The organism is Microbispora sp. NPDC046933 (genome assembly GCF_040644635.1).
Taxonomy (GTDB): Bacteria; Actinomycetota; Actinomycetes; order Streptosporangiales; family Streptosporangiaceae; genus Microbispora.
Map to the genome: position 1 here is coordinate 126,459 of NZ_JBEYWW010000012.1, position 19,788 is coordinate 146,246.

The window sequence follows — 19,788 nt, forward strand, 5'->3', positions numbered from 1 at the left end:
GCGGGCATGATGGTTCTGCCCTGCCCGTCCACTCCCCGCACCTGTCAGGAGCGGCGGAACAGACCCCGGCGGCGCGGCGGCGCGGCCTCCGGCTGCGGGGCCTGGGCGGCGGCCGGCTTCGGGGTGGTCTGCGGGGCGGCGGGCGCGGCGGGTTTCGCCGGGGTCTTGGGGAGTTCCTCGAACTCGCTCGCCGCGGCGTGCCGCACGCCGTGGGTCTGGGCGATCACGTCCGCCGGTTTCTCACCGGGAGCGGCGAGCCGGCGGGCGCGCGCGACGGCCTCGGTCCGCTCCAAAGTGGCCGTGCCTCCGCCCGGCAGGTCCAGGACCAGCAGGCCGATCCGCTCCTCCAGCATCGCCTTGACCGCACGCTCCAGCAGCGCCGGAGCCGGCGGGGCGTCGACGGGCGCCGTGTAGCGGAAGGGGACGGGCGCGGCGGTCGGCGCCGCCCGTTCCGCGAACCGCACCCGCGCGTCGTGCCCGAACGCCGCCCTGACCAGGGCGAGGTCGAAGGCCCCGGTCCCCGGCGCCCACCTGCGGCCGCCTTCGAGCGGCGACCAGGGGCCGGCCAGCGTCACCACGACGTCGGCGAGCGTGCCGCGCAGCACCGCGTCGACCGCCGCGACGATGCGCCGCTCGTCCGCCCCCGTCACGTCGAAGACGACCTCGACGTACGGCACGAGCCAGCGACGGCCGGGCTCCTTGCGCAGGTCGCGGCGGAGCGGGACCCGGTGCGCCAGGTGGGCCTCGACGAGCCGGACGATCGACCTGCCGTGCTCACCCCGCTGGGCGGGCAGGCCGAGATGCACGGCGCGGGCCTCCATGTCGGGGACGAACACCGCCCCCGCCTGGGCGAGCCGGTAGGCGAACTCGGTGTCCTGGCCGCGCACCACCTCGGGATCGAAGCCCCCGACCTCGCCGAGCAGGGCCCGCCGCAGGGAGACCGTCGGACCGGTGCAGACCTGGTAGGGGTTCTTGCTGGCCCGCAGGCCGTCGAGACGGCGGATGGTCTCCTCGGTCGAGCTGGACACCAGCGCAGAGGGGTCGAACAGGTCCTCCGGCGCGCCGTGCCGTACGGCCTCGTGGACCTGCCCGGGCGTGAGGGCCGGCTCCTCGGCGAACTTCTTGCCGCCGATGGTGACGAGGTAGTCGGTGAGGTGATGCCAGCGGAACAGCGCCTCCAGGTGCTCGCGCGAGATCACCATGTCGGCGTCGAGGCGCTGCACGATCTCGCCCTCGGCCGCCGCGATGCCGGCGTTCATCGCGTGCCCGGCGCCCCAGCCGCCGGGCGGGACGACCACGACGCGGGTGTTCTCGGGCCGCAGATCGGGCAGGCGCAGCGGGGGATCGCTGCGGTCGTCCACCACGATCACCTCGGTGAGGCGCGCGGGATAGGTCTGCGCGGCCAGCGCGGCCAGCGTCAGGTCGAGGCGGTGCTGCCCGCCGTGCGCGGGGATGACGACACTCGCGCTGAGCGTGGGCGTCCAGCCGCCGATGGGCGGCGGCGTGAGCGGAGAGTAGTCGTTGTGGCGAATCCTCGGCCGGGGCTCCACGCCCGTCAGGTGGGCCAATCCTCGTCCTCTACAGCGATGGTCAAAGGGCGGCTCCACAGTAGCGAAACCCGCTGACAGTTCCCTAAGGTGGCGCCCAATATGTCCATTTGGTGGACAACGAAGTCCGCACGTCAAACGGTTGGCCGTAGACTCGGTGACCGATACCCCTGGTGACACGCGTGTGCGCGCGTGGGAGGAGCGACCAATGTTCAGGGCTTGGCGTGGCCTGATCGAGGAGTACCGCGACCGTCTGCCGGTCTCCACGACGACGCCCGTGGTGACCCTGCTCGAGGGCGGCACGCCGCTCGTCCCGGCCAGGCGGGTGTCCCAGATCACGGGCTGTGACGTCCATCTCAAGGTCGAGGGCCTCAACCCGACCGGCAGCTTCAAGGACCGCGGCATGACCGTCGCGATCAGCAAGGCGGTCGAGGAGGGCGCCCAGGCGGTCATCTGCGCGTCCACCGGCAACACCAGCGCCTCGGCCGCCGCCTACGCCGTACGGGCCGGGCTGACCTGCGCCGTCCTCGTGCCGCGTGGGAAGATCGCGATGGGCAAGCTCGCCCAGGCGCTGGTCCACGGCGCCAGGCTGCTCCAGGTCGAGGGCTCGTTCGACGACTGCCTGGAGATGACCAGGAAGCTCGCGGAGACGTACCCGATCGCGCTGGTCAACTCCGTCAACCCGCACCGCCTGCAGGGCCAGAAGACGGCGGCCTTCGAGGTCGTCGACGCGCTCGGCGACGCGCCCGACGTCCACTGCATCCCGGTCGGCAACGCCGGCAACATCTCGGCGTACTGGATGGGCTACAAGGAGTACGCAGACGACGGCGTGGCCACCAAGCGGCCGCGAATGCTGGGATTCCAGGCGAGCGGCGCGGCGCCGCTGGTCGGGGGCAGCCCCGTGACCCACCCGCAGACGATCGCCACGGCGATCAGGATCGGCAACCCCGCCTCCTGGCGGCTCGCCGAGGCCGCCCGCGACGAGTCCGGGGGCGACATCCAGGCCGTCACCGACCGCCAGATCGCCGCGGCGTACAAGCTGCTCGCGCAGGAGGAGGGCGTGTTCGTCGAGCTCGCCTCGGCCGCGAGCGTCGCCGGCCTGCTCCAGGCGCACGAGCAGGGCCTGCTCACGCCGGGACAGCGGGTCGTGTGCACCGTGACCGGCAACGGACTGAAGGACCCCGACTGGGCCATCTCCGGCGCCCCGGCGCCCGTGACGATCCCGATCGACGCCTACGCCGCCGCGGCCGCGCTCGGACTCGCCTGACCGGCCCTCTCATTTCGCCCATCAAAGGGTTCAGGTGACGAATTGACGGAAAGTCACGGCGTCGTCGTCCGCGTGCCGGCGACGAGCGCCAACCTCGGCCCCGGTTTCGACAGCCTCGGCCTCGCGCTCGACCTGTACGACGAGGTAGAGGCCGAGATCTCCGGCTCGCCCGGCGTGCGGATCGCCGTGGAGGGCCAGGGCGCCGGTGAGCTGGACGAGGGCGAGGGCCATCTCGTCGTCACAACCATGCGCGCGACGTTCGACCGCATGGGGTTCGCCCAGCCGGACGGCATCGCGCTGCGCTGCCGCAACCGGATTCCGCACGCCCGGGGGCTCGGCTCGTCGTCGGCGGCGATCTGCGCCGGCATCCTCGCGGCCCGCGCCCTCGTACGGGGGCGGGGCGCGGGGGATCTGCCGGACGCCGAGGTGTTCGCGCTGGCCACCGAGCTGGAGGGGCATCCCGACAACGTCGCGCCGTGCCTGGCGGGCGGTCTCACCATCGCGTGGACGGACCAGTCGGGAGCGGCGAGTATGGTGAAACTGAGTCCACACGAGGACGTCCGGCCGGTGGCGTTGATCCCGGACTTCCGGTTGTCCACGGAGGAGGCTCGGGGGCTGCTGCCGAAGGACGTACCGCATTCGGACGCGGCGGCCAACGCGGGGCGGGCGGCTCTGCTCGTCGCGGCGCTGACACAGAGACCGGAACCGGATCTCCTGCTCGCCGCCACCGAGGACCGCCTGCACCAGAGGTACCGCGCGCCCGCGATGCCCCGCACCGCCGAACTGGTGCGACGGCTCCGCGAGGCCGGGGTGCCCGCCGTCGTTTCGGGGGCAGGTCCGACTGTTCTCGCGTTGACGACACAGGACACCAAGGATTTGATCGCGCCAGAAGTGGGTAATGACTGGCACATCCAGCCAATGAACGTCGACCCGCTTGGTGCGTACGTTCGGTTTCCCGAGACACGCTGATGTTTCTTCGACCTTCAGGGAATAGCTGTGCGCGCTGGTGATGTTAGGCTGATAGCCGCACCAGGTGCCCCCGTGTTGGGTGCGTGCTTGTCATTCGCACATCGCTGCACTTCGCCTCGCGTCCTTCGACGCGGGCAGGGCGATTTCCCCGGAACCGTTTCCTCCAGTCGGCACACCTTCGGGTGGCATGGCCGGGGGCGGCGTTCTCGGAGACATGCGCGTTCGAACCACCAAGACATCTGGTCGGTGGCGGCAATCCGGGGGATCGCCCCCGGGCACCTACCGCTCGCGAATCCCGAGGGTCATCGACACATGAGATTCGCGAAGCCCGACCCGGTCTGTCCCGCCGGGTCGCATCACCGGGACGCCTGGACGCACGATTCTGGCGCCCGACCCCTGGGAAGGACCCTTAGTTGAGCGACACCACCGAACTCCTCTCCGACGGCCAGGCCGCCGGCGACACCCCCACTTCCGCCCCGGCCCGTCCGCGACGTCGCTCCGGCACCGGCCTGGCTGGCATGGTGCTCCCCGAGCTTCAGGCCCTGGCGACCAGCCTCGGCATCACGGGGACCGGACGGATGCGCAAGAGCCAGCTCATCGCGGCCATCCAGGAGAAGCAGGGCGGATCGGGAGAGGCCGCGGCCGAGCCGAAGGCCGCCGCCGAGGCGCCCGCGGTCGCCGAGCGCCCCGCCCGTGGGCGCCGGGAACGTTCCCGCGCCGCCGCGGCGCCCGCACCCGAGGCGCCCGCCGCCACGCCCGCTGCCGAGCCTGCCGTCGCGGCGCGTGAGGAGCGTCCCGTGGTCGAGGCCGCGCCGGCCGTGGTCTCCGACGCCGCGCAGAACGGCGTCGCCGCCGTCGCCGAGCCGCAGGCCGAGGCCGCCCAGTCCGAGACCCGCGCCGAGCGGCCCGAACGCGGCGAGCGCCGCGAGCGCCGCACGCGCGGTGAGCGGGGCGAGCGGAGCCGCGAGCGCGACGGCCGCGGCGACCAGCGCGGCGACCGCGCCGCCGACGCCGGGGACGGCGGCCAGGGCCGCCGCGACCAGCAGGGCCGCAGCGACAACCGCGGCGACAACCGCGGCGACAACCGCGGCGACAACCGCGGTGACAACCGCTCCGACGGCCGTGACGGCCGCTCCGACGGGCGCGGCGACAGCCGTACGGACAGCCGCGCGGACGGCAAGGGCGACCAGCAGGGCGAGGACGGCCGCGGGCGCCGTGGCCGCTTCCGCGAGCGCGGCCGCCGCGGGCGCGACCGCTTCGAGGGCAACGAGCCGGTCATCAGCGAGGACGACGTCCTGATCCCGATCGCCGGCATCCTGGACATTCTCGACAACTACGCCTTCGTGCGGACCAGCGGCTACCTGCCGGGTGCGAACGACGTCTACGTCTCTCTCGCCCAGATCCGCCGCAACGGCCTGCGCAAGGGCGACGTCATCACCGGCGCCGTCCGGCAGCCGAGGGACGGCGAGCGGCGTGAGAAGTTCAACGCCCTCGTCCGCCTCGACACCGTCAACGGCATGGACCCGGAGCAGGCCCGCCAGCGGCCCGACTTCAACAAGCTCACGCCGCTCTACCCGCAGGAGCGCCTGCGCCTGGAGACCGAGCCGAACGTCCTGACCACGCGGATCATCGACCTCGTCTCGCCGATCGGCAAGGGCCAGCGCGGCCTGATCGTGTCGCCGCCCAAGGCCGGCAAGACCATGGTGCTCCAGGCGATCGCCAACGCGATCACGCGCAACAACCCCGAGTGCCACCTGATGGTCGTCCTCGTGGACGAGCGTCCGGAAGAGGTCACCGACATGCAGCGGTCGGTCAAGGGCGAGGTCATCCACTCGACCTTCGACCGCCCGGCCGAGGACCACACCACGGTCGCCGAGCTCGCCATCGAGCGGGCCAAGCGTCTGGTGGAGCTGGGCCACGACGTCGTCGTCCTGCTCGACTCGATCACCCGTCTCGGTCGCGCGTACAACCTCGCGGCGCCCGCGAGCGGCCGCATCCTGTCCGGTGGTGTCGACTCGACAGCGCTCTACCCGCCGAAGCGGTTCTTCGGCGCCGCCCGCAACATCGAGAACGGCGGCTCGCTGACGATCCTCGCCACGGCTCTCGTCGAGACCGGCTCCAAGATGGACGAGGTCATCTTCGAGGAGTTCAAGGGCACCGGCAACATGGAGCTCAAGCTCAACCGGTCGCTGGCGGACAAGCGAATCTTCCCGGCGGTGGACGTGGACGCGTCCGGCACCCGCAAGGAGGAGATCCTGCTGGGCAAGGAGGAGCTGTCCATCGTCTGGAAGCTCCGCCGGGTCCTGCACGCCCTCGACATGCAGCAGGCGCTGGAGCTCCTTCTGGAGAAGATGAAGGAGACCAAGTCCAACGCCGAGTTCCTGCTCCAGGTGAAGACGACCACGGTCAGCAACGACCGCGACTGACGCCTTTTCGACCGACGCCCCGGACGGCCTCGCCGTCCGGGGCGTCGGCCTTTCCGGGCCCCGGCGAGCCCGCACAACGTGGGCGGATCGGCCGGCGGACGCCGCACCGTCGCCTGGGGAGTTCCCGCCCCCGGTCGCCACGACGACCCCGGTGCGGGTTGTCCCCCATGGGCCGGTGAGGGCTCGCCCCGTTCCCTCCGGACGTCCGGCTTGGCAGGCTTTGTGCGAGCGCGCACGCGCGGAGGCCATCGAGGCATCGCGGCGTGCGCCGTTCCACGGGGAAGGCGCGTGCCGTACGGGAGGGCGGGAGGCGACGATGAGCGCCGGGACGGCGGCCGGGGACAGCCGGTCATTACGGGAGCGGGTGCCGATCGGGCGTCCGGGGCCGCTGCGGGTCGCCCTCGATCCGATGACGTGGCGCGCCGCGCCGTATTTGCTGATCAGCGTGTTCTTCGGTGGGTTCTGGGTGGCTTTCATTGGAATCGCCCTCCCCGTGTCGGCCGTGTCCGTCCTCGTCTGGGTGGGGATTCCGCTGCTGGTGCTCACCGTGCTCACCTGGCGCGGGGCCGCGAAGCTGGAGCGCCGGCTGCTCCGGCTGGCGTTCGGCGTGCGGATCGCCGACCCCTACCGTCCCCGTCCGCGCGGCGCGGGAGTCATGCGCCAGGTGGACTGGCTGTTCGGCGATCCGGCCACCTGGAAGGACCTCGGCTACCTGCTCCTGCTGCTGCCGCTGGGCGCACTGGAGTGCTTCGTGTCGCTCACGCTGTGGGGGAGCGGGCTCACCCTGGCCACCGGGCCGTTCGCCGCGCTGCTGGGCCTGCAGACCAGGGCGGGGGAGCGCCTCCAGTACGGCCCGTGGCCCGGGTCGCTGCTGTGGACGCTGCTCGGCCTGGCGATCCTGGTCGTCGCCATGTACGCGGTGCGGGCGATGGCATGGCTGCACACGACGATCGCGACCGTCCTGCTCGGCGCCGACGACCCGTCCCGGCTCCGCGCCCAGGCGGAGCGGCTGCGTGCCAGCCGGGCCAGGGGAGTCCACACGGCCGAGGCCGAGCGGCGGCGCATCGAGCGCGACCTGCACGACGGCGCCCAGCAGCGGCTCCTGTCCGTCGCCCTCGACCTCGGGCGGGCGCTGGCCAAGTTCGACGAGGACCCGGCGGCGGCCCGCGAGCTCGTCGCCGGGGCCCACGCGGGGACGAAGGCCGCGATCGCGGAGCTACGCGACCTCGCCCGCGGGATCTACCCCGCCATCCTCACCGACCGCGGTCTCGACGCGGCCCTGTCCTCGCTCGCCGCACGCGCGACGGTGCCGGTGGACGTGCGGGTGGAGCTCGCGGACCGGCCGCCGCCCGCCGTCGAGACCATCGCGTACTTCGTCGTGGCCGAGACGCTCGCGAACATGGCCAAGCACTCCGGCGCCACGGGGGCGTCGGTCAGCGTGTGCCGTCGTGAGTCGAACGTGGTGGTCGAGGTCCGCGACGACGGTGCGGGCGGGGCGGTGGCCGTGCCGGGCGGCGGCCTGGCCGGTCTGGCCGACCGCGCCGCGACGATCGACGGTGTGCTGACCGTGCACAGCCCGGCGGGAGGGCCGACGGTCGTCCGTGCCGAACTGCCCTGCACCTGGTGATCGCCATGCATAGGGTGGGCCCATGCGTGTGGTGATCGCCGAGGATTCCGTGCTGCTGCGGGAGGGGATGGCGCGGCTCCTGGAGGACGCGGGGATCGAGACGGTCGCCGGGGTGGGCGACGGCGCCGGCCTCGTGGCGGCGGTGGCCGAGCATCGGCCGGACCTCGCGATCGCCGACGTGCGCATGCCGCCCACGCACACCGACGAGGGGCTGCGCGCGGCCATAGAGGTGCGTGGACGGCGGCCCGGCTTCCCCGTCCTGGTGCTCTCGCAGTACGTCGAGGAGCGGTACGCCACCGAGTTGATCGGCGCGGGCGCCACGGCCGTGGGTTACCTGCTCAAGGAGCGGGTCGCCGACGTCGCCGAGTTCGTCGAGGCGGTGCGGCGGGTCGCCGCGGGCGGCACCGTGATCGACCCGGAGGTGGTCGCCCAGCTGCTGAGCCGCCGCCGGGCCGGGCTCGACGCGCTCAGCGGCCGGGAGCGCCAGGTGCTGGGGCTCATGGCGGAGGGCAGGTCGAACACCGCCGTCGCGTCCCGGCTCGGCGTCAGCGAGGGCACCGTGGAAAAGCACATCTCGCAGATATTCCTCAAGCTCGGTCTCGACCCCGCGCCCGGCGACCACCGCCGCGTCCTCGCCGTGCTGGCGTACCTGAGGCGTACCTGACGCGGCCCGACCGGCGCCCGGTCCCGGGGAATAGCCTATGGCCTGGGATGGTTGGAGGATCTGGCACACTGGTAGCCGAACCGCAGCGGTACCGGTTCCCGCACCGCGCATCACAGGTGTGCCGATGCGCGCAGGCCGTGACAGACGGAGCGACCCGGCGACCGCGCCTAGCGTTAGGACTGAGACATGAAGCCCGACATCCACCCGGAGTACGTGGTCACCCAGGTGACCTGCACCTGCGGGAACACCTTCACCACGCGTAGCACCGCGGTGAACGGCGTGATCCACGCCGACGTCTGCTCCGCCTGCCACCCCTTCTACACGGGCAAGCAGAAGATCCTCGACACCGGTGGCCGGGTGGCGCGCTTCGAGGCGCGCTTCGGCAAGAAGGCCCAGGGCAAGTAGCTCCTCCAGGACGCCGGCTCGGGGGCGCCCCTCTCTTGGGGCGTCTCCGGGTCGGCGTTCTTGGTGATTACGGCCTTTACCGAGGAGCTTGAGCAAAGGAGCGTGCGGTGAACCTCGACGAGATCATGAGTGAGTACGCGGATCTGGAACTGCGACTCGCCGACCCCGCCGTACACGCCGACCAGGGCAAGGCGCGGACGTACGGCAAGCGTTACGCGGAGCTCACGCCGATCGTCGCGACGTACCGGGAGCTCGAAGGCGTGCGGCAGGACCTCGCGGCCGCGCGCGAGCTCGCGTCGGAGGACCCGGCGTTCGCGGAGGAGGCGGCCGAGCTGGAGGGCCGCATCCCGGTGCTGGAGGAGAAGCTCACCCGTCTCCTGGTCCCGCGCGACCCCAACGACGACAAGGACGTCATCATGGAGATCAAGGCGGGCGAGGGCGGCCAGGAGTCCGCCCTGTTCGCCGGAGACCTCCTGCGGATGTACCTCAGGTACGCCGAGCGGGTCGGTTACAAGACCGAGATCATCGACGCGCAGCATTCCGACCTCGGCGGCTACAAGGACGTCACCGTCGCCATCAAGGGCAGGGAGGGCGTCTGGTCGCGGCTCAAGTTCGAGGGCGGCGTGCACCGCGTCCAGCGGGTGCCGGTGACCGAGTCGCAGGGCCGCATCCACACCTCGGCCGCCGGAGTGCTCGTCTATCCCGAGGCCGAGGAGGTCGACGTCCAGATCGACCCCAACGACCTGCGCATCGACGTGTTCCGCTCCAGCGGCCCCGGCGGCCAGAGCGTCAACACGACCGACTCCGCCGTGCGGATCACCCACCTGCCCACCGGCGTCGTCGTCTCCTGCCAGAACGAGAAGAGCCAGCTCCAGAACAAGGAGTCGGCGCTGCGCATCCTGCGCGCCCGGCTGCTCGTGATGGCGCAGGAGGAGGCCGAGGCGGCCGCGATGGCCGAGCGCAAGTCGCAGGTGCGCACGGTCGACCGCTCCGAGCGGATCCGCACCTACAACTTCCCGGAAAACCGCATCTCGGATCACCGTGTGGGCTTCAAGGCCTACAACCTGGACCAAGTCCTGGACGGCGATCTCGACGCGGTGATACAGGCTTTGCTCGACGCCGAACTCGCGGAGAAGCTGGCCGCTCATTCATGAGCCGGCGGCGAGCCTGATGAGGGGACGATGGGAGAAGCGGTGATGGAGGTGGGTCCCCAGATGACCGTGGGCCGTTCCGGGGGCCCTTCTGCCCATGACCGGCGCTCCCCGGGCCACGCCGCGACGACCGTGCTGTAAGAGATCATGACCTTCCTGCTCGACGAAATCGCCCTCGCCACCGCCCGGCTCGCCGAGGCGGGAGTGCCGTCACCCCGAACGGACGCCGAGGAGATCGCGGCCTTCGTGCACGGCGTCCCGCGCGGCAAGCTGCACACGATCAAGGACGCCGACTTCGACGCGCGGTTCTGGGAGGGCGTCGCCCGGCGCGAGGCACGCGAGCCGCTGCAGCACATCACCGGCCGGGCCTACTTCCGCTACCTCTCCCTCGAGGTGGGCCCGGGCGTGTTCGTGCCCAGGCCGGAGACCGAGGTCGTGGCCGGCTGGGCGATCGACCGGTTGCGCGAGATGGACGTCGCCTCTCCCGTCGTGGTCGACCTCGGCACCGGTTCCGCGGCCATCGCGCTGTCGATCGCGCAGGAGGTCGCGCTGGCGCAGGTGCACGCCGTCGAGATCGACCCCGTGGCGTACGGCTGGGCCAAGCGCAACATCCTCGAACACGGCCAGGGCCGCACCACCCTGCATCCGGAGGATCTGGCCGACTGCCTGCCGGAACTGAACGGCCAGGTGGATCTGGTCATCTCCAATCCGCCGTACATTCCGCCTGGAGCGGTCCCGCGCGACCCCGAGGTGCGCGACTACGATCCCTCGCGGGCCCTGTACGGGTCGGGGGAGGACGGGCTGGACGAGGTGAGAGCCGTCGAGCGCACGGCGCGGCGGCTGCTGCGGCCGGGCGGGTTCGCCGTGGTCGAGCACGCCGACCAGCAGGGCAACGCCGTCTATTGGCTGTTCGCCGAGGAGAACGGCTGGCGCGACGTGCGGTTGCGCCAGGACCTGACCGGCCGGGACAGGTTCGTCACGGCCCGGCTGACCCAGGACTGACTCGAACGCGGCGGCGGAGCCGGGCGGGACACGTGGAAGGATGGCTTCGTGAGCCGACGGTATGACTGTGCTGACCAGACCGAGCGGACGGCCGGGCTGACCGACGCCGCCTCGGCCGTACGCCGGGGCGATCTCGTGGTGCTTCCCACCGACACCGTCTACGGGATCGGCGCCGACGCCTTCACCCCTTCCGCGGTCAACGCGCTGCTGGAGGCGAAGGGCCGGGGCAGGGAAACGCCCGTGCCCGTCCTCGTGGGCACCGTGCGGGCCGCCAACGCCCTCGTGGAGAGCCTCGGGACGTACGGGCAGGACCTGGTGGACGCCTTCTGGCCCGGGCCGCTCACACTCATCCTCAGGGCCAACCGGTCGCTGTCGTGGGACCTCGGCGACAGCAAGGGAACGGTCGCCGTCCGCATGCCGCTGCACCCGGTCGCGCTGGATCTCCTCAAGGAGACCGGCCCGATGGCGGTCTCCAGCGCCAACCGGTCCGGCAACCCGCCGGCCGTCACGGCGGACGAGGCCGAGGAGCAGCTCGGCGACTCGGTGGCCGTCTACCTCGACGGCGGCCCCTGCGACGACAACGTGCCGTCCACGATCCTCGACCTGACCACCGCCGTGCCCCGGGTGCTGCGCAAGGGCGCCATCCCCGTGGACAAGATCCGCAACCTCGTCGGGTACCTCGCGACCGAGGAGTGACCGCGCTCCGGAGGTGCGTCTCGTATCGTGAGACGCCGTTGGGGCTCTGATCAGGGCGATCGATGCCGTCTGGCTATCGGGCTTCTTTACTGATGCCACCCCGGCTACCGTGAAGTGCGCCGATATCTCTGTGGAGGCGCGCCCATGGCCAAGCTCGACGGGATGGATCCGAAGCTCGTCCGTGAGTTGCTGTCGCAGGTTCAGCACGCCGCGAGGCAGATGGACGGCATCGAGGCCCGGGTCACCCAGTTGACGCGTACGGCGGGCGTCTCCGTGCACGTGACCCACCGGCCGTCGCAGGTCGCCGACGCGTGCTCGACGATGGCCAAGGACGTCACCGACCGTGTGGTCCTGCTGGAGAAGAAGGAGAAACAGCAGAGCGCCGGCAAGGCCCCCACGGCCCACGGCGCCTCCTTCACGCAGGAGAGGGACACCACCGCGCCGGCCGACGATCCGGCGCCGAAGTCCGGCGCGCAGGGCGACAAGGGAGACGCCAAGCCCGATCACCCCGATCACAAGGCTGATGGCAAGGCCGAGCACAAGGCTGACGGCAAGGCCGAGCACAAGGCCGACGGCAAGCCGGACGCGAAGCCCGACGGCAAGGGCGAGGGCAAGGCCGACGGTAAGGCGGCCCACGACAAGCATGAAGGCTCCCGGTCGTCGTCCGCCCATGGTTCGGGCGATTCCGGCACTGCCGCGAAGGGTGAGACCTCCCACCGGGCGCACAGTGCCGCCGACGGCGCGACCCGCGCGAACGGCGACGGCGGGGGTGGCGGCGTGGCGGAAGGGAAGCTGGCGGACAAGCCCTCCTACGGCACCGTCGAGGGTTCCCTCGCCCAGATGCCCTCCTCGACGCACGGTCCGGCCCACCCCGCCGACGCCACCGGTACGACCACAGACGCCAGTACGGGCGCGGGTACGGGCACGCCTCCGGCCACAGGTCCGGGCGGCGGCACCGGCGCGGGGACCGGCTCCGGTGCGGCCCAGGCGGGAAGCGCCAACGGCGCGGTGGGCACCGGCGACGCGGGCGCGACCGGCGGCGGCTCCGGACAGGCTCACCAGTCCGCCGGTCCGGGTCAGCCGGTCGGTGGCGATCAGGTTGTGGGCCAGGACCAGGGCACGAGCCACGCCCAGCCCGTCGCCGACCGCCAGGGGGCGAGTCAGAGCCAGCCTGCCGGTCCGGGTCAGCCGGTCGGTGGCGATCAGGTTGTGGGCCAGGACCAGGGCACGAGCCACGCCCAGCCTGTCGCCGACCGCCAGGGGGCGAGTCAGAGCCAGCCCGACGGCAGGCAGCAGCCCGTCGCGACGGGGCAGGACCAGACCCCGGGGCAGGGGACGCCGGTCGATTCGAAAGCGGCGGGGGAGCGGCCCTCCACTGCCGGAAACGACTCGGCGATCTACGACACCCCCGGCAAGGATCATCCGGACGACATCGACCCCGCCGGCCGACAGGTGACCGTCGTCGACGGCGTCAAGGTCGTCAGCACGCCGATGAACCAGCCCGGCGACGTCCAGACGCCCGGCGGGAACGTGCAGGCGGCAAGCGGCACCGGCGCACACCCGGACGGGCCGCCCGGGTTGGTGCCGCCCGCCGAGCCCACCAACCCGGCCGCGAACCGGCCTCCTCAACCCGGCCTGGCGCCCGGCGATCCCATGGGCGCCTATGTCGGCACTCCCGCCGACAACCTCTCTGGTGATCCGCTGGCCGCGGGCAACTCGAACGCCGTGCAGGGGACCCCCGCCGGCCACGGCGCGGTGACGGCGAGCGCCGGCGGTCACGCGTACACGGGCGACACGGGCGACACGGGCGACACGGCCGCGAGCGGCACGGCGACCGGGGCCGCGCACCCGGCGGACGCCGCCGGTAACGGGCAGGCGGCAGCCACCGCTGGAACGGCCACCGGCACGGCGCAACCTGCCGGCACCGCCGCCACGGCGGCAGGGACAGTTCACCCGGCGGGCACGGCCGACGTGGCGCCCGCCGCACCTGCGGGGACGAACGCGGCGAACGGCACGGCTCACCCGGCTGGGACGGCCGGTGCCACGGGTACGGCCGATGCGGCGCCCGCGCCATCAGGCGCGACGGGCACGGTGACCGGCAGCTTGCAGGCGATGGATACTCCTGGCACCGGGCATGCGGCGGGTACGACCGGTACGGTCACCGGCAACCTGCATGCGGTGGGGACGACGGCGGCCGGAGAGGCCCACACGGTGGGGACGACGGGAGCCGGAGACACCCACACGGCCGGGGCGGCGGGGGCAGCGGGCGCGACGGGTGCCGGTGGCGATGGCGCGACGGGTCACGCCGGGGCGCCCGGTGTGAGCGACAGGGCCGACGGCACGGCGGGTACGAGCGGGCGGGCGTGTGACAACGATGCCGCTACTGGCGCGACCGGGCCGGCCAGGGACGGCACGGGGACGTACGGCCCGGCCACGCACGGCGTGGGAACGCATGGCCACGGCACGCACGGCGCGGGGACGTACGGCCACGGCACGCACGGCGCGGGGACGCACGGCCACGGCACGCACGGCGTGGGAACGCACGGTCAGGGCGCGGATGGCGTGGGCGCATACGGTGCGGAGACCGACGGCACGGCGGGGACGCGGGACACCGGCCAGGCTCCGGCTCCCGACCCCCGATCGCTCGCCGCCGGGCAGCCCGGAGACGCGCTCACCTACCCCGCCCGCCACTCGGACGACGAGGCCGTGCCGCGCATGCTGGTGGACCACCATCGGGACATCGAGCCCGTGGACATGCCGGATATCGGCGTCCCTGAAGGGGAGTGGGGCAAGGACGACTGGGTAGCCAGGAAGATCCAGCCCGACGGGCCCGCGGGCAGCGTCGAAGCCGTCGAAGTCATCATCCGGAATCCGGAGAAGTGACGCGTGCGAGCGACGTTCCCGCACGGACGGTATCGGTCCGGGACCGGCACCCGGCGGAATGCGATGACCAACGCCGGCATGCTGGCCGGCTCCCCACAGGAGGCGCGATCGTGAGTTTCGTGGACCCGCCGGCGCCGACTCCGCTGCAGCCGGGGGAGACCCCGCCGGCACCGTCGAGCACCGACCTGCTCTCGCCCGGCGGGCAGCCGACGGGATGGGTGTTCAACCCGGAATACCAGAAGCTCGTGGACCTGTGGCTGCAGGTGGTCCCGCTGATGGACCAGCTCACCAAGTCGCTGGACAAACCGTACGAGATGGCGCGGAGCAGGGACGTGTGGGACGCCCCGGTCGCCGAGCGCTATGTCAAGGATCTGGCCGAATGGCGCAACCGGCTCGGGATGTACCGCCAGGCGGTGCTGACGGCGATCAGCGACCAGGCGGCGGACACGCCGCGCTGGATTCCGGGCAAGGCCGGCGCGCCGCACGCCTTCACCTCCTGAGAAGGTCCTGAGAACGTGCTGAGGACATGCTGAGAACCTCCTGGCGATCTCCCGGCCGGCGGCGACGCCCGCGCCGCGGTCTCGGGGCGGTCTACTCTTGGAGCGAAGACCGCCACCGGATTGTGAGGCGGTTCCATGGACAGTTCGGAGCCGTTTTACGGGCCTGACTTCGCCCGGCTCGCCGCGCAGGACCCGGACGTCGCCCAGCTGCTGCTCGACGAGGTCGCCAGGCTGCGCGGGGGGCTCCAGCTCATCGCCAGCGAGAATCTCTCCTCGCCCGCCGTCCTCGCCGCGCTCGGCTCGGTGCTCAACGACAAGTACGCCGAGGGCTATCCGGGCCACAGGTACTACCGCGGTTGCGAGGTGGCGGACCGCGCCGAGCAGATCGCCGTAGAGCGGGCCAAGCGGTTGTTCGGGGCAGATCATGTCAACGTGCAGCCCTACAGCGGCACCACGGCCATCCTGGCCGCGTACGCGGCCCTCCTGCAGCCGGGGGACACCGTCCTGGCGCTCGCGCTGGAGCACGGCGGCCACATCACCCACGGATCCAAGGTCAACTTCTCCGGCAGGTGGTTCCACGTCGTCTCCTACGGAGTCCGGCGGGACACCGAGACGATCGACTACGACGAGGTGCGGGACCTGGCGCTGCGCCACCGGCCTCGGGTGATCGTCTGCGGGGCCACGGCATACCCCCGGCTGATCGACTTCGCCGCCTTCCGGGCCATCGCCGAGGAGGCCGGAGCCTGGCTGCTGGCGGACGTCGCCCACGAGATCGGCCTCATGGCCGGCCGGGCCATCCCGTCGGCCGTGCCGTACGCGGACGTCGTGACCTTCACGACCCACAAGTCGCTGCGCGGCCCGCGCGGGGGAGGCGTGCTGTGCACCGGCGAGTTGGCGTCGGGGATCGACCGGGCGGTGTTCCCCTTCAGCCAGGGCGGGCCGCTGATGCACGTCGTCGCGGCCAAGGCGGTGGCGTTCGGCGAGGCGCTGCGGCCAGAGTTCCGGGCGTACGCCGCGTCGGTGGTGGACAACGCCAGGGCCCTGGCGGAGGGACTGGTGGACGAGGGACTGCGCGCGGTGTCGGGCGGCACCGACACCCACCTCGCGCTGGTCGACCTGCGGGGAACCGGAGTGAGCGGGGCGGAGGCGGAGCGGCGGTGCGCCGAGGCCGGCATCCTGCTCAACCACAACGCGATCCCGTACGATCCGGCGCCCGCGACCGTGACCTCCGGGATCAGGGTCGGCACGCCCTGCGTGACCACCCAGGGCATGGGCGTGGCGGAAATGAGAGAGATCGCGTCTCTCGTCGTCCGGGCCATCCGGCAGCCGGGTGCGATAACGTCGGTCCTCGAACGGGTAAAGGGGCTGACCGCGACGCATCCGGCATATCCCCGTTAGGGATAGGGCGATCTATGTCTTTTGCCCGTCACAACCGATCCGCCTATCCAGGAAACTAGGTCCGTGCGCGAATATCTCCTCTTGGCGCTCGTGGCGGCTGCGGTGACGTACCTGCTGGTGCCGCCGGTCAGGGTGTTCGCGCTGCGCATCGGCGCGGCACCCGAGGTGCGGGAGCGGGACGTGCACACGGTGCCCACTCCACGGCTGGGCGGGCTCGCGATGTTCGGCGGCATGGCGGCGGCGCTGCTGGTGGCCAGCAACCTGCCGTACGTCGGCAGCGCGTTCGACAGCGGCCAGACGGGTCAGACGATCACCGCCCTCCTCGCGGCCGGCGGCCTGATCGTCGTCACCGGTTTCCTGGACGACTGGCTCGGCATGGACGCGCTGGTCAAGCTCGGCGGCCAGATCGCGGCGGGCGGGCTGCTCGTCTACTTCGGCATGTACCTGCAGTTCCTCCCGATGCCACAGTCGATGGGCGGCTCCCAGGCCCTCGACAGGACCCTGTACACGATCCTCACCATCATGATCGTGGTCGTCGTGATCAACGCGGTGAACTTCGTCGACGGGCTGGACGGCCTGGCCGCGGGGATCGTCGGGATCGCGGCGATGGCGACCTTCGCCTACTCGATCGTGTTGCAGCAGACCGCGAGCGGGTCGCGGATCAACGGGACGGCCGCCATCGCGGCGATCCTCATCGGGATGTGCGCGGGCTTCCTGCCGCACAACTTCAACCCCGCCAAGATCTTCATGGGCGACACCGGCGCCATGCTGCTCGGCCTGCTGCTCGCCGCCTCGCTGATCACGAGCCTGTCGTCCGTCGAGCCGGACGCGGTCGTCGGCAAGATCAACCGGTTCCCGGTGATCCTGCCGCTGGTGCTGCCGATCGCGGTCGTGGTGCTGCCGCTGGCCGACCTGATCATGGCGGTCGTCCGGCGGACGTCGGCCGGGATGTCCCCGTTTGCCCCCGACCGCGGCCACCTGCACCACCGGATGCTCGACATCGGCCACTCCCACCGGCGCAGCGTCCTGATCATGTACGCGTGGACGTTCCTGTTCGCCTTCGCGATCGTGGGCCTGTCGATCGGGCGCGTGCCGCTCATCGTGTTCCCCCTGACGATCGTGCTCGCGGTGGCGGTGCTTGTGATCATGGGTCTGCCGCGGTGGCGATCGCGGCGCACCGCCCCGCAGGACCACAAGGACGACCAGAAGATCGGAGCACGTCCGGCCGGGAGCCGCTCGTCCGGCCCCGGCCCCGCCAGGCGCGGGACGACGGAGCACGACACGCTCGTCTTCCCCGTCGTCCCCCCGCCCGCCCCTCCCGTCCCCCCCGGCCAGGCCGCTCCCGCCGCCCCCGGCCAGGCGGTCCCTGGCGGGCTCCCGGCGCAGGGCCGGCATCCCTACCCCGGTCAGGGCGCCCCGGGGGCCCCGGGCGTCCCCCCCTCCACTTCCCGGGCCGACACCGGGACCTTCCGCTGAGCCGTCCCCACAGGTCGACGACGACCCGAAACGCCAGGTAAAGGTGGCACTCCGGGGCTTGTGATAGCTTTCACTAGCAAGGGGCGAGACCAACGACGCCCCAGCAGGTAGCAATCGCTCGTTTGACAACCGATTCTGGAGTCCCATTGCAGGCCAACGACGTGCGCGTTCTCAAGGGCGCCGCCGTGCCGACCTTGATCGTCGGTCTCCTCGCCGCGCTCGTCGCGGTGTTCACGACCGGGGCCAAGGGTGCGTTGGGCGCCGGCATCGGTCTCGTCCTCGTCGCCGCCTTCTTCACCGTCGGCCTGGTCGTCGTCTCCTGGGCGGGCCGGGTCTCACCCATGGCGATGATGGCGGCCGCCGTGCTGGGTTACGTCGTCAAGATCCTCGCGATCATGGCGATGATGAACGCCTTCTCCGGCACCACCGCGTTCGACTCCCGGGTGTTCGCGCTCAGCGTCATCGCGTGCACGCTCACGTGGACCATCGGTGAGATGCGCGGATTCATGAAATTGAAGATGCTTTATGTGGAGCCTGAGGCGAAGGTTCCCGGGCAGGGCCGCGGATGACCGTGCGTACGGGGCAGCCCGATATGACTAGTCCGCATGGCTCCTGCTATCGTCGTGCCCGCGATGAGCGAACAGGAGCGCAGGCCCGAGACCGACGGCCGCGACTTCGCCGACGCCGCCTGGTCGGTCCCGAGCTATCTGCTGTCCGGGATCCTGGTATGGGGCGGCCTCGGCTGGTTGCTGAGCTGGTGGACCGGCGTGCACGCGTTCATCCCCATAGGCGTCATTCTCGGGGTCGGGCTGGCTGCCTACCTCGTCTATCTGAAGTACGGCCGCTGACAGCCGGCCCGCTTCCCACGCTCTTCTGTTGATCCAATCGTTGAAGGGAACGCCCGTGCGCGAGCGTAGCGAACGGACGAACAAGCACATGCTTCGGGCATTCGGCCCCGAGCAGGTAGGCGAGGTGGCCAAGTGACCCCCCTCATGCTCGTCGCCGAGGACAACTTCACGGCGCCGGGACCGTCCATCTTCGACTTCCCTCCGTTGTATGAGGGTGCCCCGTCCTGGCTGACCAAGCCGGTGCTCATGGCGATCTTCGGCGCCATCGTGGTGTCCGCCCTCGCGTGGAGCGCCTTCGCCAACCCGAAGCTCGTGCCCCGGGGCATGCAGAACATCGGCGAGATGGGCTACCAGTTCGTCCGTGACCAGGTCGCCCGGCCGTTCCTGGGCAAGGACGCCGAGCGGTGGATGCCGCTGCTGCTCAGCCTGTTCTTCCTGATCCTGCTGTGGAACCTTTTCGGTGTCGTCCCGCTGATCCAGATCCCGGTCGCGTCGCACATCGCGTTCCCCATCGTCTTCGCGGTCACCATCTACGTGATCAAGATCTATCTGGGCGTCAAGCACCAGGGCCTCGGCGGTTACTTCAAGAACATGATGTTCCCGCCCGGACTGCCCAAGGCGATCTACGTCCTGCTGGCGCCGATCGAGTTCCTGTCGAACCTGATCATCGCGCCCTTCACCCACGCCGTCCGACTCTTCGCGAACATGTTCGCCGGCCACCTGATCCTGGCCTTCTTCAGCATGGTCGGCTTCTGGTTCCTGTTCGAGAAGCTCACCCCTCTCGGCGCGGGCCTCGGTGTCGTGGGCGCGGTCATGACGATCGCGATGACCGGCTTCGAGATGTTCATCCAGTTCCTGCAGGCCTTCCTGTTCACCCTGCTGGCCGCCATGTACATCGGCGGCTCGCTGCACCCCGACCACTGACGGAT

17 protein-coding genes are annotated in these 19,788 nt (G+C 71.4%); 16 read left to right on the forward strand and 1 reads right to left on the reverse strand.

Going from position 1 to position 19,788, the window contains the following annotated elements:
* Positions 1–44: 44 nt before the first annotated feature.
* A complete protein-coding gene (locus ABZ857_RS18190; RefSeq protein ID WP_357044284.1) occupies positions 45–1,568 on the reverse strand; it encodes a glycosyltransferase in 1,524 nt (507 codons plus the stop codon).
* A gap of 187 nt (positions 1,569–1,755) precedes the next feature.
* On the opposite strand from ABZ857_RS18190, the gene thrC reads away from it, so the two are divergent.
* The 16 genes from thrC to atpB all read left to right on the forward strand — a co-directional run bounded on the left by thrC (position 1,756) and on the right by atpB (position 19,783).
* Positions 1,756–2,814, forward strand: coding sequence for a threonine synthase (thrC, locus tag ABZ857_RS18195; RefSeq protein WP_357044286.1), 1,059 nt, complete (start codon positions 1,756–1,758; stop codon positions 2,812–2,814).
* 42 nt (positions 2,815–2,856) lie between these two features.
* Entirely contained in the window at positions 2,857–3,783 is a 927-nt protein-coding gene (thrB, locus tag ABZ857_RS18200) for a homoserine kinase (protein ID WP_357044288.1), read from the forward strand.
* Positions 3,784–4,196: 413 nt separating this feature from the next.
* Positions 4,197–6,209 carry a transcription termination factor Rho gene (gene rho, locus ABZ857_RS18205; protein WP_357044290.1) on the forward strand — a complete coding sequence of 671 codons (2,013 nt, stop codon included), beginning with the start codon at positions 4,197–4,199 and terminating at the stop codon, positions 6,207–6,209.
* A 316-nt stretch (positions 6,210–6,525) separates the two neighbouring features.
* Positions 6,526–7,836, forward strand: coding sequence for a sensor domain-containing protein (locus ABZ857_RS18210; RefSeq protein ID WP_357044292.1), 1,311 nt, complete (start codon positions 6,526–6,528; stop codon positions 7,834–7,836).
* A 22-nt stretch (positions 7,837–7,858) separates the two neighbouring features.
* Complete coding sequence (locus ABZ857_RS18215; RefSeq protein WP_357044294.1) at positions 7,859–8,500, forward strand: response regulator transcription factor; 642 nt, start codon at positions 7,859–7,861, stop codon at positions 8,498–8,500.
* Positions 8,501–8,686: 186 nt separating this feature from the next.
* Entirely contained in the window at positions 8,687–8,905 is a 219-nt protein-coding gene (gene rpmE, locus ABZ857_RS18220; RefSeq protein WP_357044296.1) for a 50S ribosomal protein L31, read from the forward strand.
* Positions 8,906–9,012: 107 nt separating this feature from the next.
* Positions 9,013–10,059: a peptide chain release factor 1 gene (gene prfA, locus ABZ857_RS18225; RefSeq protein WP_357044298.1), complete on the forward strand. Its 1,047-nt coding sequence runs from the start codon at positions 9,013–9,015 to the stop codon at positions 10,057–10,059.
* Positions 10,060–10,203: 144 nt separating this feature from the next.
* Positions 10,204–11,058 carry a peptide chain release factor N(5)-glutamine methyltransferase gene (gene prmC, locus ABZ857_RS18230; protein ID WP_357044300.1) on the forward strand — a complete coding sequence of 285 codons (855 nt, stop codon included), beginning with the start codon at positions 10,204–10,206 and terminating at the stop codon, positions 11,056–11,058.
* A 48-nt stretch (positions 11,059–11,106) separates the two neighbouring features.
* Positions 11,107–11,754 (forward strand): L-threonylcarbamoyladenylate synthase, encoded by a 648-nt coding sequence (locus ABZ857_RS18235; protein ID WP_357044302.1) that lies wholly within the window; start codon positions 11,107–11,109, stop codon positions 11,752–11,754.
* Between the two features lie 144 nt (positions 11,755–11,898).
* Positions 11,899–14,637, forward strand: coding sequence for a hypothetical protein (locus ABZ857_RS18240; RefSeq protein ID WP_357044304.1), 2,739 nt, complete (start codon positions 11,899–11,901; stop codon positions 14,635–14,637).
* Positions 14,638–14,747: 110 nt separating this feature from the next.
* On the forward strand, positions 14,748–15,137 hold the full coding sequence (locus ABZ857_RS18245; protein ID WP_357044306.1) for a hypothetical protein: 390 nt from the start codon (positions 14,748–14,750) through the stop codon (positions 15,135–15,137).
* Positions 15,138–15,272: 135 nt separating this feature from the next.
* Positions 15,273–16,535: a serine hydroxymethyltransferase gene (glyA, locus tag ABZ857_RS18250; RefSeq protein WP_357044308.1), complete on the forward strand. Its 1,263-nt coding sequence runs from the start codon at positions 15,273–15,275 to the stop codon at positions 16,533–16,535.
* Positions 16,536–16,598: 63 nt separating this feature from the next.
* Positions 16,599–18,011 carry an MraY family glycosyltransferase gene (locus ABZ857_RS18255; RefSeq protein WP_357044310.1) on the forward strand — a complete coding sequence of 471 codons (1,413 nt, stop codon included), beginning with the start codon at positions 16,599–16,601 and terminating at the stop codon, positions 18,009–18,011.
* A 146-nt stretch (positions 18,012–18,157) separates the two neighbouring features.
* Positions 18,158–18,580, forward strand: a complete 423-nt coding sequence (locus tag ABZ857_RS18260) for a hypothetical protein (protein ID WP_142560346.1) — start codon at positions 18,158–18,160, stop codon at positions 18,578–18,580.
* Positions 18,581–18,643: 63 nt separating this feature from the next.
* The gene (locus ABZ857_RS18265) at positions 18,644–18,859 is read left to right on the forward strand and encodes a hypothetical protein (RefSeq protein ID WP_079320510.1); all 216 of its coding nucleotides are present in this window, start codon (positions 18,644–18,646) and stop codon (positions 18,857–18,859) included.
* 132 nt (positions 18,860–18,991) lie between these two features.
* Positions 18,992–19,783: a F0F1 ATP synthase subunit A gene (gene atpB / locus ABZ857_RS18270; protein WP_357044312.1), complete on the forward strand. Its 792-nt coding sequence runs from the start codon at positions 18,992–18,994 to the stop codon at positions 19,781–19,783.
* Positions 19,784–19,788 lie beyond the last annotated feature (5 nt).

Bases quoted from the DNA above. Each gene is read 5' to 3' on its own strand.
- rpmE (WP_357044296.1), top strand. From the start codon at position 8,687: ATGAAGCCCGACATCCACCCGGAGTACGTGGTCACCCAGGTGACCTGC.
- ABZ857_RS18240 (WP_357044304.1), top strand. From the start codon at position 11,899: ATGGCCAAGCTCGACGGGATGGATCCGAAGCTCGTCCGTGAGTTGCTG.
- glyA (WP_357044308.1), top strand. From the start codon at position 15,273: ATGGACAGTTCGGAGCCGTTTTACGGGCCTGACTTCGCCCGGCTCGCC.
- prmC (WP_357044300.1), top strand. From the start codon at position 10,204: ATGACCTTCCTGCTCGACGAAATCGCCCTCGCCACCGCCCGGCTCGCC.
- ABZ857_RS18265 (WP_079320510.1), top strand. From the start codon at position 18,644: ATGAGCGAACAGGAGCGCAGGCCCGAGACCGACGGCCGCGACTTCGCC.
- ABZ857_RS18215 (WP_357044294.1), top strand. From the start codon at position 7,859: ATGCGTGTGGTGATCGCCGAGGATTCCGTGCTGCTGCGGGAGGGGATG.
- ABZ857_RS18210 (WP_357044292.1), top strand. From the start codon at position 6,526: ATGAGCGCCGGGACGGCGGCCGGGGACAGCCGGTCATTACGGGAGCGG.
- thrC (WP_357044286.1), top strand. From the start codon at position 1,756: ATGTTCAGGGCTTGGCGTGGCCTGATCGAGGAGTACCGCGACCGTCTG.